General features: G+C 68.3%; 12 protein-coding genes. 8 read left to right on the forward strand and 4 right to left on the reverse strand.

Annotated elements, in window-relative coordinates:
- The first annotated feature begins 217 nt into the window (after nucleotides 1-217).
- From ATO3_RS29185 to ATO3_RS13340, 3 genes are all read left to right on the forward strand, one after another.
- The gene (locus tag ATO3_RS29185; RefSeq protein WP_233152130.1) at nucleotides 218-577 is read left to right on the forward strand and encodes a hypothetical protein; all 360 of its coding nucleotides are present in this window, start codon (nucleotides 218-220) and stop codon (nucleotides 575-577) included.
- Nucleotides 549-1,277: a winged helix-turn-helix domain-containing protein gene (locus ATO3_RS13335; protein WP_233152131.1), complete on the forward strand. Its 729-nt coding sequence runs from the start codon at nucleotides 549-551 to the stop codon at nucleotides 1,275-1,277. The genes ATO3_RS29185 and ATO3_RS13335 overlap by 29 nt, the downstream gene beginning before the upstream one ends.
- Before the next feature lie 144 nt (nucleotides 1,278-1,421).
- Nucleotides 1,422-3,041, forward strand: coding sequence for a DUF427 domain-containing protein (locus ATO3_RS13340; protein ID WP_088650343.1), 1,620 nt, complete (start codon nucleotides 1,422-1,424; stop codon nucleotides 3,039-3,041).
- A gap of 70 nt (nucleotides 3,042-3,111) precedes the next feature.
- On the opposite strand, the gene ATO3_RS13345 is transcribed toward ATO3_RS13340, so the two are convergent.
- Nucleotides 3,112-3,867 (reverse strand): siderophore-interacting protein, encoded by a 756-nt coding sequence (locus ATO3_RS13345; RefSeq protein ID WP_088650344.1) that lies wholly within the window; start codon nucleotides 3,865-3,867, stop codon nucleotides 3,112-3,114.
- Between the two features lie 160 nt (nucleotides 3,868-4,027).
- The gene (locus ATO3_RS28510) at nucleotides 4,028-4,216 is read right to left on the reverse strand and encodes a hypothetical protein (protein ID WP_143747270.1); all 189 of its coding nucleotides are present in this window, start codon (nucleotides 4,214-4,216) and stop codon (nucleotides 4,028-4,030) included.
- A gap of 184 nt (nucleotides 4,217-4,400) precedes the next feature.
- Here ATO3_RS28510 and ATO3_RS13350 point away from each other — a divergent pair, with 184 nt between their 5' ends.
- Together ATO3_RS13350 and ATO3_RS28835 are read left to right on the forward strand one after the other, a co-directional pair.
- Nucleotides 4,401-5,096 (forward strand): isochorismatase family protein, encoded by a 696-nt coding sequence (locus ATO3_RS13350; RefSeq protein WP_088650345.1) that lies wholly within the window; start codon nucleotides 4,401-4,403, stop codon nucleotides 5,094-5,096.
- Nucleotides 5,097-5,456: 360 nt separating this feature from the next.
- Nucleotides 5,457-5,600: a hypothetical protein gene (locus ATO3_RS28835; RefSeq protein WP_158217959.1), complete on the forward strand. Its 144-nt coding sequence runs from the start codon at nucleotides 5,457-5,459 to the stop codon at nucleotides 5,598-5,600.
- 16 nt (nucleotides 5,601-5,616) lie between these two features.
- Here the strand turns inward: ATO3_RS28835 and ATO3_RS13355 are convergent, their stop codons facing one another.
- The gene (locus ATO3_RS13355) at nucleotides 5,617-6,813 is read right to left on the reverse strand and encodes an MFS transporter (RefSeq protein ID WP_088650346.1); all 1,197 of its coding nucleotides are present in this window, start codon (nucleotides 6,811-6,813) and stop codon (nucleotides 5,617-5,619) included.
- A gap of 339 nt (nucleotides 6,814-7,152) precedes the next feature.
- Nucleotides 7,153-7,845: a YoaK family protein gene (locus tag ATO3_RS13360; RefSeq protein ID WP_088650347.1), complete on the reverse strand. Its 693-nt coding sequence runs from the start codon at nucleotides 7,843-7,845 to the stop codon at nucleotides 7,153-7,155.
- A gap of 259 nt (nucleotides 7,846-8,104) precedes the next feature.
- On the opposite strand from ATO3_RS13360, the gene ATO3_RS13365 reads away from it, so the two are divergent.
- The 3 genes from ATO3_RS13365 (at nucleotide 8,105) to ATO3_RS13375 (ending at nucleotide 11,889) form a co-directional block, all read left to right on the forward strand.
- The gene (locus ATO3_RS13365) at nucleotides 8,105-9,385 is read left to right on the forward strand and encodes an amidase (RefSeq protein WP_088650348.1); all 1,281 of its coding nucleotides are present in this window, start codon (nucleotides 8,105-8,107) and stop codon (nucleotides 9,383-9,385) included.
- Between the two features lie 420 nt (nucleotides 9,386-9,805).
- Entirely contained in the window at nucleotides 9,806-11,053 is a 1,248-nt protein-coding gene (locus ATO3_RS13370; protein WP_088650349.1) for an ABC transporter permease, read from the forward strand.
- Complete coding sequence (locus tag ATO3_RS13375; protein ID WP_088650350.1) at nucleotides 11,050-11,889, forward strand: ABC transporter ATP-binding protein; 840 nt, start codon at nucleotides 11,050-11,052, stop codon at nucleotides 11,887-11,889. The genes ATO3_RS13370 and ATO3_RS13375 overlap by 4 nt, the downstream gene beginning before the upstream one ends.
- The last annotated feature ends 1 nt before the right edge of the window (nucleotide 11,890 follow it).

Below are 11,890 nucleotides of genomic sequence, written 5' to 3' on the forward strand. Positions count from 1 at the left end.
GATCTCCTTGAGGTGGGTATCTCCGGCCGGGCCCTTCGCCCGCCGGCATGGCCCATCTCTCGCTTCACCCCCGTCCGGCAGGCAATAACACCGCCCTGCTATCCGATAACACCACCGCAAGGATCCCATGGTTATTGAATATCCACCCCCGCGCCGCCAGTCTCGGACCAGCCGTCCCGGCCTGTGCCGGGCGCAGATAGAACGCGGGGACGCCAGCATGACGACGGCAAGGCCATTCACATCAAGAGACCCGGCGCCCGGCGCCAGGGCCCGCGCGGCACAGCGGCCCCGGGGGGCCGCGGGACCCGCGCTTTGCCTCGCCCTGCTTTTGCTGCCCGCGCAGGCCATGGCCCAGGAGTGCTATGCCGATTACAAGGCCAAGCAGGACAACCCGCTGAAACTGCATTACGGCGTGGCCGAGATCTCGGGCCCCTGCAGCAAGGGCGCGGCGAAGGCAGACCTTGCCGCCCGGCTGAAGGCGAAGGGCTGGACCCTGCTGAACGTGGTGTCGGTCTTCGGCGCCGAGGGGCTCGACGAAAGGAAGGCGAATGCCGGCAGCTACTACCTCCGCTTCTGAGCCCGCCCCCGAGGCACAGCCCGTCACCCGCCGCACCACCGGCCGTATTGCAGCCATCGGCATCGCCGCGATCCTGGCGCTGCTGGGCGGGGCGGCCACGGTTCTGCTGCTGACGCTGCCCGATGCCAATGCCTTCAACGCCCGGGTCGAACGCATCTTCGTCGAGAACGACGGGCTCACCAGCCCGGCCGAGATCAAGCTGCTCGAGATCCTCGCCCAGTCCGGCACCGCCTTCGCCGACACGCTGACCAGCTACCGCATGGTGATCCTCGTGCTGCTGGTCTTCGCCAGCGCGCTGCTGGTCGCCGCGCTGGTCTTTCTTGTACTGCTGATCACGCTCAACCGCCGCATGGCCCAGATCGAGCGCGCCGGGATCCGCGTCAGCTCTCTCGTTGTCAGCCGCGAGGAGAACACCGTCTATCTCAATGACATGGAATTCAAGCTGACCTCCGCCGCGATGGAAACGCTTGGCGTGCTGGCCGAGGCCCGGATGGACGGCGATGTCCTGTCGGGCGCCGAGCTGGAGGCGATGGTTTCGGGCCGCGCGGCCGCCGATTGCGACGAAGCGGCGGGTGCCACGCGGATCAAGCGGCTGCGCGACGCGCTCGGCAACCAGATCGTCGCGGCTTTGCTTGTGCGGACCATCGCGCGCAAGGGCTACATGCTGTCCATCGACAAGGATGTGATCAAGATGGTCTGAACAGACCGGAAACACGGGGGTTGGATTCCGCCCGCCGCGTCCCCATCTGACCCTGACCCCTCGAACAGGTCTGCGCGCCCGGTCCTTTGGATCGGCACGCTTATGGTGCAGGATGGGGGGACCATCAGGACAGGGGGACGTCCGATGAACGTTCGCGCGGATATTACAGAAGCTTTCTACGGGATCGAGATCGAGCCGCTTCATGGCCGCGTGTCGGCCTATCGCAACGGCAAGGTGCTGGCCTCCAGCACCCGCGCCAAGGTGATGTACGAAACCCGCCTGCCGGCGGCGATCTACTTCCCGCGCGAGGATCTGTCGCTGTGCGATTGCGCCACATCCGACCTTCAGACCTTCTGCCCCTTCAAGGGCACCGCCCAGCATCTGGATGCCACCATCGGCGGCGAGACGGTGAAGAACGCGGTCTGGAGCTATACCCACGCCCTGCCCGACGCGGCCGAGATCGAGGGCCACGTGGCCTTCATGCCCGGCTACGTCACAGATTTCGACCTGGGCGAGAATGTGATCCACCCGCCCGCGGGCGGCAATCTCGCGGGCGAGATGGTGGACTGGCTTCTGCGGGACGCATCGCGCGTGACCACGCCCGAAGAGCTGATCATCCAGCTGGCGTCGAAGCTTCAGGCGACCGGCGTGCCGCTGTCCCGGCTTGCGGTCATGATCTGGTCGCTGCACCCGATGATCGCCGGGCGCCGCTATCTGTGGAGGCGGGGCATCGACGAAGTCGATGTGGTAGCGCCCTCGAACGACATCCACAACCAGCCCGAATACCTGGCCAGCCCCCTGCGTCATGTGTCCAACGGGCTGGGCGGGGTGCGCCAGAAGATCGGGATGAACCATGGCGACGCGAGCTTCCCTGTGATCGAGGATCTGCGCGCGATGGGCGCCACCGATTACGTCGCCATGCCGCTCCCGTTCTCGGACGGGCGCATCAACGTGCTGACCCTGACGACAGACCATCCCGACGGGTTCTCGACCTCCGACCTTGGGTTGATCTTCGAAATCTCGCCGGTCCTCAGCCGCTACCTCGAAGTGTTCAACCTGCGCGGCACGGCGCAATCGCTGCTGGAAACCTATGTCGGCAAGCGCACCGGCGCCCGCGTGCTGGGTGGCGAAATCCGGCGCGGCGACGGGGACGAGATCGACGCCGCGATCATGTTCTGCGACCTGCGCAGTTCCACCGCACTGGAGGAGACGCTGGGCCGGGCCGCCTATATCGAGCTGCTCAACAGCTTTTTCGACACCGTTTCGACCCAGGTGACATCGGCCGGGGGCGAGGTGCTGAAATTCATCGGCGACGCCGTGCTGGCCGTGTTTCCGGCCGGCGACGACACCGATCAGGCCCGCGACCAGGCTCTTGCCGCGGCGCGGGCCATCGCGACCGAGCTCGACAGGCTGGCCGAGAATACCGACGACATTGCGCATCACTACGATTGCGCCATCGGCATCGCCTTCGGGCAGGTGACCTACGGCAACGTCGGCTCACGCGAGCGGCTGGATTTCACGGTGATCGGCCAGCCCGCCAACATCGCCGCACGGCTGGCGGATTACGGCAAGAGCGCGGGCGAACGGATCGTCATCACCGGAGATCTGGCCCGGGGCGCGCCGGATGCGCGGCCGCTGGGCGCGCTGCGCCTGCACAATGTCTCGGACGATGTGGACAGCTATGCCCTGTCCTCGCTGCGCGACACCGCGCCGCCTCCGGTGACAGGCCGGCCCGACAGCGTGGCGGAACACCTGTTCGGCTGACCCGGGCGGCCAGGGCGCCTGCCACCGGGCCGACCACCGGAACCGGCCACGGCCGATCATGCTCAATAGGCTATGGTGCCTCTGCGGCGTCCCGGTCCCGCGCGGTCCAGTAGCCCGAGGTCTTCATCCAGGCCGGATCATGCCCTTCCAGCAGGAAACGCGCCCGGATCTCGCGCGCGATGGCGGCTTCGGCCGCGATCCAGACAAAGCTGCGCGCCGGCAGCTTCAGACCGTCCAGCGCCGCCAGGAACCTTTCGGACCGCGCCGCCTGGGACAGGGGCCGGTGGATCCAGACCGGCCGGTGCGTCCCCCGGGTGCGAAACAGCTGCTCGTCCTCGGGCCCCGGCACGGCGACCAGGCTTGTCGCATGGATCCCGGCGGGCAACTCCTCGATCCGGCGGCCGATCGCCGGCAGGGCGGTTTCATCCCCGATCAGCAGCCAGTGCACCACGCCGCCGCCGATCACCGCAGAGCCCCGTGGCCCGCCGATCCGCGCCGGATCGCCAGGCTGCACCGAGCGCGCCCAGTCTGCCGCCGGACCGGCGCCGTGATCCAGTATGTCGATCACCAGGTCGCCCGCCTCGGCATCGAAACGGCGCGGGGTGATGTCGCGCTGCACCTCGCCCCCGTCGGCGTCGGGCACGATGAGCTTGAGGTGATCATCCGCGCCCAGCGAGGCAAAGCCATGCAGCTCCAGCCCTTTCAGCGTCAGCCGGATCATGTGTGGCGTAAGCCTTTCACGCGCGGCCACGGTCAGGGTGCGGCGGCGCTGCGCGTGGCGTATGCGCTCGACCGGGGGCGGCGTCGGAACGGACGTCTCCTGCATCTGGCCTCCTGTGCTCCGGCGGGGCTCGCCCTTCATCCTTCCACCGGGTCATTGCCCGAAGGTCCCGTGCCGGGCCTGCTTCCTTGCTTTGCCCAAGCGTTCGGGATCGCCCCGGCCATTGCAACCGCGCAGCGGCGCACAGAATACAAGTGACGCTGCGTCAATTGTGCTTTGGGTTGAGAATGCCCTCAAGCCGCGCGCCAAGGCAGAGAAGCCTGCGGTCATCCGCCCGTTGCGCGATCAGCGACAGGCCCGGCGGCAGGCACGGGCGTCCCGGACCGGCAGGTTCAGCACCGGCAGCTGCACAGCCGTCCAGCAGCGCGGCGGAAAGCGAGATGCCAAGCCCCATGGAAAGCTGCTGGACGGCCGGGTGACCTTTTCTCAGCCGCGGCGCAAGTTTTCTGCACTGGCTGCCCCCGCGACCCCGTGCCCAGGGTTGACGCAACCCCGCATCCCCCGCACTTGCGGGCCGTCGCGCGCCCGCAAAGCGGCGCGGCGACAGGACCACAAAGACGGATCACGAGGAGCCCACCATGGAACGCGTCTGGGAAAAGTTTCTGACCGAGGACGACAAGAAGCTCGTCGCACAGCACAATCTGCGCGAAGAGACCGGCCCGGGCGAGAACGTCGGCCTTCTGGTGATCGACATGCAGGTCACCGCCTGCGGCGAGGACCGCCCCATCGTCGAGCAGCTGGACCGCTATCCCGGCTCTTGCGGGCCGCATGCGTGGAAGGCGATCCCGGTGCAGCAGCGCCTGCTGGCCGCCGCCCGGTCCGCGGGCATGCCGGTGATCTATTCCAAGCACGTCTTCCACGGCTACACAGGGCTGGCACTGTCGAAGGAGGGCGTCTTTGCCGCCTCCGATCCCCGGTCCGAGGTGCCGGAAGAGGTCAGGATGATGCCCGGCGACCTGCTGGTCGAGAAACAGACGCCCTCGTGCTTTGCCCATACCAACCTGATGCTGATCCTGAAGGAGCTGAAGCTGGACGGGCTGCTGGTGGTGGGCAATTCCACCTCGGGCTGCGTGCGCGCGACCTGCGTGGATGGGGCGGGCTACGGCTTCAGGATGAACGTGGTCGAGGAAGGCGTCTTCGACCGGGTGGAGCTGTCTCATGCCGCGGCGCTTTTCGACATGCAGTTCAAGATCTGCAACGTGATCGACGAGGCGCGCGCGCTTCAGATCATCGGCGCTCCGGCCGCGGCCGCCGTGGCCGCCGTGGCCGAATAACCGGAGCCCCGCCGTGACAGGGTCCGACACCGGACCTTGCGTCGCCGCCGGCCAGACCGGGGTCGAGCCCGGCATTTGCTTCATCGCGGCTGGTTCCTCTGCGGGCCGGCCGGCAAGGTCCTGAACCGGGTCGCCGCCGACAACGACATGACACAGCGGGCCGACCTGAGCGAACGCCGGGATATCGACACCTGTTCCTGGCGGTGGGGGTCTCGGCCGTGGTGTTTTCCACCTCGGTCCAGACCGCGCCGCAGCTGCTGACCGCGCGCCAGATGCGCGGGCCTGTGGCCTCGATCGTGACGCCGCTCCTCTTGGGGTCTTCGCCCAACGGGGCGCTGCTGACGGGACGCGCTGGGGCGGGTGGCCGAAAGCTACCCGATCCGCAGCCCCTATTGCCTGCTCTCGCCGTGGAAGGTGGGCCGGGACAAGGTGATCGAGCGGTTCAAGGACTGGCTCTTCGACAAGGTCGGCGCCTCGCCCGGGTCGCGGCTGAACGCCGCCTGATCGCCGCGATCCCGGCCTATTCGGCCGGAACCATGCCTGCGCGGGTGCCGTCGTGGCGCCGGGCCTCGGCCCAGGCCAGGCCCAGAACCGCGATCCCCGCCATCGACAGCGCCGCGCCGGTCCAGCCGGTGGCCGCCCATCCGGCCCCGCCGGCCAGCGCGACCCCGGCCACGAAGGGCCCCAGCGCATTGGCAAAGTTGAACGCGGCGTGGTTGAGCGCGGCCGCCAGCGTCTGCGCCTCTCCGGCGACATCCATCAGGCGCATCTGCAGCGGGATCACCAGACCGGCGGTGGAGCCCAGAAGGAAGATCATCGCCGTCATCAACGGCCAGCTGCCCATCACCAGCGCATAGGCGACGGACACGCCAACCATGCCCAGCAGCAGCACCAGCGTGCCGCCCATCCGCGACCACGAGGCAAGCCGGCCTGCGTAGAAATTGCCGATCGTCGCGCCGATGCCGAAGGCCGACAGCGCCAGCGGAATCGCCCAGGCCGGCGCCTGCGCCGCGTCGATCATCGCCGCCGAGAAGTAGCTGTAGACGGCGAAGACCCCGCCGAAGCCCACGGCACCGACCAGCAGCGTCAGCCACACGGCCCGGTTCTTCAGCGCGCCCAGTTCCCGCAGCGGCGAGGCGCGCAGATCGGGCTGCACATGCGGCGCGAAACGACCGATCATCAGGACAGAGCCCAGCGACAGCAGCCCCACGAGGATGAACATCGACCGCCAGCCGATCACCTGGCCCAGCGCGCCGGCGGCGGGCACGCCCACCACGTTGGCGATGGTCAGCCCCATCAGCACCCGGGCGACCCCGGCCGACCGCTTGCCCTTTGGCATCATGTCGGCGGCAAAAAGCATTGCCACACCCAGGAAGGCGCCATGCGGCAGCCCGGCCAGACCGCGCGTCAGGATCAGCGTTGTGATGTCCGGCGCGACGGCGCCCAGCAGGTTGGCGATGGCAAACCCGGCCATCAGCATGAGAAGGAACCGCTTGCGCGCCAGACGCGCCCCCAGCACCGCCAGCACCGGCGCGCCGATCACCACGCCGATCGCATAGGCGCTGATCGCGTGACCGGCATAATGGTCCGGCACCCCGAGATCGGCGGCAAAGTAGGGCAGCAGCCCCATGGTGGCGAATTCCGAAACCCCGATCGCGAAAGCGCCAAGGGCGAAGGACAGGATGGCCAGCTGGCCCTGGCGGGTGTCGGCGGTCATGCGGGACTCCGTGACTTGGGATCGGAGCAGGCCTTTGCTGCACCGCGGCAGTCCCGTGCTATGCATTCCCGACGACACTTCCTACGGGGGCGGCCGCATAGTCGCTATGCGGTGACGTCAGGGCAAGCGGGGCAAGATAGCGCAAACATCGCTATTCTTTCGCGAATTCCGTCCCACAGGGCTGGGTGCGGGATGGCCAACGCCTTCACGTTCCCGTGGTCACGGTCCAGATGATCCATCTGGACCGGCTCAGCGCGAAGCCCACGGTGAAGGTAGATGGCCAGCGTGATCGCGAGGACCCTGAAGACGGTCAGGGCAAGCGACGGTGTCAGCGGCGGGTCAGCGGGTCCGGGCGCGAATGACCTCGGGCACGGCGACGATCAGCAGGATCAGCGCTGCGAGAAGGAACAGCCAGTAGCCGATGATCCCGTAAAGCACCGTCCCGGCGACGCCGCCCGTGGCGAAGCTGGCCAGGGTCAGCCCGTGCAGCTTCAGTTTCGGCCGGGCCTCGGTGCCGGCCGGTCCGCCGCCCAGGCTTTCGACGATCCCGATCCCGATGTCCGTGGCCATCCCCGAGACATGCGTGGTGCGCACCCGCGCGCTTGAAATCAGCGTGGTGACCGCGTTCTGAAGCCCCATGAGGAAGCTGAGCACGATGACCACCGCCGTCTCGCGCGCGCCGGGCCAGCTGACAAGGACCGCGCCCAGAAGCAGCAGCAGCCCGGCCTCGGCCACGATGGCCAGGGCATAGACCGAACGCATCTGCCTGCGCTCGCCCACGCGGATGAACAACGTAGCGCTCGCGGCGCCGCAGATGAACGCCAGCACCAGCCCGGCGAAGGACAGGGCCAGCAGCAGGCCGTCATTGGCCAGGTGATCGGCGAACATCGAAAGATTGCCGGTCATGTTGGCGGTGAACGACCCGGCGACAAGGAAGCCGACCGCATTCAGCGCACCGGCGACCGACGACAGCAACCCGGCGAGGGCCAGGTCGATACTCTTGGTGCGCTCGTTGCCAACCCGGATCAGCATGTTCGGCCCTTTCCCGTCGCGACGACGGAGTGTCCGAATTTTCGCAGGCAGCGCAAGGGCCTTACCGCGTGACCATGGCACGCGCCGCAGCGCGAATGCCCCCGCGATTGCGCGTGGGGAAATCGTCTGGCTCCACGCTTCCGCACGCCCGGCTTTTGCAACAACTGAAGAAATCTCACAGGCTCCGTGAAGAAAGCTGCGGCGCAGCATTCGCAAGCCCGTGGCAACGTGGCAGGATAGGAAAAAAGATGAGGTGCAGATGTCAGATCCCATGAGTGCCCGCGCCATCCGCGCGGCTGGCCTGTCGGCGGCAGAGACCGCCGAGGCCGTTATTTCCATGATCCAAGCGAAAGAGCCCGACATACGGGCCTGGGCGCATTTCGATGCCGAGGCGGTGCGCGCCCAGGCCGCCGAACTGGACGCGCGGCCCGAGCGCGGGCCGCTGCATGGCGTGCCGGTGGGCGTGAAGGACGTGATCAACACGAAGGACATGCCGACCCAACACAATTCCGCCCGATATCTGGGCAGCCTGCCGGGGGTGGACGCGGCCTGCGTCGACACGCTGCGCCACGCCGGCGCGCTGATCGTGGGCAAGACGGTGACGACCGAATTCGCCTTCACCGCGCGTGGCTCGGTCACCCGCAATCCGCATGACCTGTCGCGCACGCCGGGCGGATCCTCTTCCGGCTCCGGCGCGGCGGTGGCGGCCGGGATGGCCAGCCTTGCGCTGGGGACGCAGACCGGCGGATCGACGATCCGGCCCGCGTCTTACACAGGCGTCTGGGGCTGGAAGCCGACCTGGAACGCGATCAGTCGCGAGGGGTTGAAGATGTATTCCGCCACCTGCGACACGCTGGGCCTCTATGCCCGCGAGGCGGCGGATTTCGAGATCCTGGCCGAAGTGTTCAACTTCTTCCCGCTGGAGGATCTGCCGCACACGCTCGCCGGGCTCAGGGTGGGCTTCGCGCGGACCCCGACCTGGGACGCGTGCGAGCCCTCGGTCGTGGTGGCGATGGAGAAGGCGGCGGGGCTGCTGGAGAGCGCCGGCGCCGTGGTCAGCGACCTGGACCTGGCCGGCCCCTTCGACCGGATCCACGAGGCGCATCGCGCGATCCTCGATTGCGAGGGGCGCTCCGCGGTGCTGAACGAGGTGCGGACCACGCCCGGCATCCACGACGAATTTGTCGCCAAGGTGGAGAACCGCCAGGGCGAGACGCCGGAAAGCCTGCGCGAGGCCTACCGGCTGGCGGACGACTGCCGCGGGCATTTCGACGATATCGCCAGCGGCTATGACATCGTGATGACCCCCTCCGCCACGTCGGAAGCGCCCGTGGGGCTCGAGTCGACCGGGAACCCGGCGATGAACTCGATGTGGACGGTGCTGCAGGTGCCGGTGGTTTCGGCGCCGGGGCTCGTCGGGCCGGTGGGGATGCCGATCGGGGTATCCTTCGTGGCGCGGCGCTACGAGGACCGGCGGGCGATCGCGGTGGCGAAACTCGCAGGTGCGGCCTTTGCCGAAGGGCTGGCCGCGGCGGCGTGAGACGGCGAGCCGTGGCGGTGGGGTGAAACCCCACCCTACGCCCACGGCTCGGCCCGCGACGTGGTCGGGCATGGGGCGCAGTCGGACGGGGGACGTGTAGGGTGGGGTTACACCCCACCGCTACCTAGGGTCAGGAGAAGGCGCCCTGCACCTGGTGCCTGCCCGGATTGATGCCCCGCCTCTGCTTCGGCAGGCAAGCCGGACGGGGCCGAGACTTGCCCAGGCGCAACCGGAGGCTTCGTCAGCCCTCTGCGCGGAGGTGGAGCGGCGGTGGGCATGAGGGGCCGCGAAACCGGTGACGGCTTTCCTTGACACCCCGCGCTTCGTAAGGTCTTCGGGGGGACGATCAGGCCGGTGCCGTGCCCGTCGCAGGACGGACCAGCGCCGGTTCGACGCAGGGTAATCCCCTTTGAAACCAGTATGATCGCCACAGCGACCACAGGGGTGCAGGGCCGGGTGCAGAACGACGTGTCAGACAGGAGCAGGGCGCTTGCCCCGTCGCCCACCGGCGGCGGCGCACGGGTGCGGCTGGACCCGGCGTCCGACCCGCAGGCCGGCGACCCGTGCCTGCGGCTGGAAGGCGAGGTCACGATCCGCACCGTCTCGAACCTTTACGAGCAGCTGGAGGCGATTGCGCCGGGCAAGCTGACCGGCGGCACCGCGGTGGCCCCGGTCCTGACCATCGACCTCGCCGCGCTGGAGCGGATCGACACCTCGGGCGCCTGGCTGATCGCGATGGTCGAGGCCCGGCTGCAACAGGCCGGCGGCAGCGTGCGCATCACCCATTCCACGGCCGAGACCCGGCTGCTGCTGGACGAGGTCCGCAGCGCCCTGCCGAAGAAGACCGAGGCCCCCGCCGCCCCGCGCGGCCTGACGGCGATGCTGGAAAACCTCGGCCGCCGCGTGACCGAGGGCGCGGGGTTCCTGGCGGAACTGACCGGCTATTTCGGCCTCTTCATCGCGCGGCTGGGCCGCATGGTGATCCACCCGCGCGAATTCCGGATGACCGCGCTGGTCGCCCATTGCGAGGACGTGGGCCTGCGCGCGGTGCCGATCGTGTCGCTGATGGCGTTCCTGATCGGCGTGGTGCTGGCCTTCCAGGGCGCCGCCCAGCTGCGCCAGTTCGGGGCCGAGGTTTATGTGGTCGACCTGATCTCGATCTCGGTGCTGCGCGAACTGGGCATCCTGCTGACGGCGATCATCGTCGCCGGGCGCACCGCCTCGGCCTTCACCGCCGCCATCGGGTCCATGAAGATGCGCGAGGAAATCGACGCGATGCGCACGCTGGGGCTGGACCCGGCGACGGTGCTGTTCGTGCCGCGGATCCTTGCGCTGCTGCTGATGCTGCCGATCCTCGGGCTGATCGCCAACCTGATGGGGCTGCTTGGCGGGGCGCTGATGTCCTGGATCGAGCTGGGCATATCGCCCTCGATGTTCCGCATCCGGCTGATCGAGGGCACGCATATCTCGCATGTCTTCGTCGGGCTGGTGAAGGCGCCCTTCTTCGCGCTGATCATCGGCATCGTCGGCTGCCACGCGGGGATGCAGGTGAAGGGCAACGCGGAATCGCTGGGCCGCATGACCTCGAACGCCGTGGTCACAGCGATCTTTGCGGTGATCGTCGCCGACGCGCTGTTTTCGGTCTTCTTCGCGCAGGTGGACCTGTGACCGGGCGCGAGGCGATCATCAAGGTGCGCGGGCTGAAGAACCAGTTCGGATCCAACGTGGTGCACGAGGATCTCGACCTGGATGTCTATCGCGGAGAGATCCTGGGCGTGGTCGGCGGCTCGGGGACGGGCAAATCGGTTCTGCTGCGCTCGATCACCGGGCTGCAGCGGCCGAAGGCGGGCTTGATCGAGGTGTTCGGCGTCGATGTGCTGGCCCGCGACGGCGCCGGGCGCGACACGCTGGACGACCGCTGGGGCGTGATGTTCCAGGACGGCGCGCTGTTCTCGTCCCTGACGCTGCGCGAGAATGTCGAGGTGCCGATGCGTGCCATTCCCGGCTTGGATCCGGATCTGAGGCGCGAACTGGCGGATCTGAAGATCTCGATGGTGGGGCTGCCGTATCTGTCCGGCGACAATTACCCGTCCGAGCTGTCGGGCGGCATGCGCAAGCGCGCGGGCCTGGCCCGCGCACTGGCGCTGGACCCCGAGATCGTGTTCCTCGACGAACCCACCGCCGGGCTGGACCCAATCGGGGCCGCCGCCTTCGACACGCTGATCCGCAACCTGAGCCAGTCGCTGGGGCTGACCGTCTTCCTGGTCACGCATGACCTGGACACGCTCTTTGCGATCTGCGACCGCATCGCGGTGCTGGCCGAGCGCAAGGTGCTGGTCAGCGGCTCGCTGCGCGACATGCTCGATGTCGATCACCCCTGGGTGCATGAATATTTCCACGGGCCCCGGGCCCGGGCCGTCCTGGATACCGCCCAGGACAGCCCGGACGCCCGATCCGACGCCCGGCCGGACCAAAGCCCCCACCCGACCGAGGGAGACGCCTGAC

Origin of the sequence: Marinibacterium profundimaris (assembly GCF_002210095.1) — a bacterium.
Taxonomy (GTDB): Bacteria; Pseudomonadota; Alphaproteobacteria; order Rhodobacterales; family Rhodobacteraceae; genus Marinibacterium; species Marinibacterium profundimaris.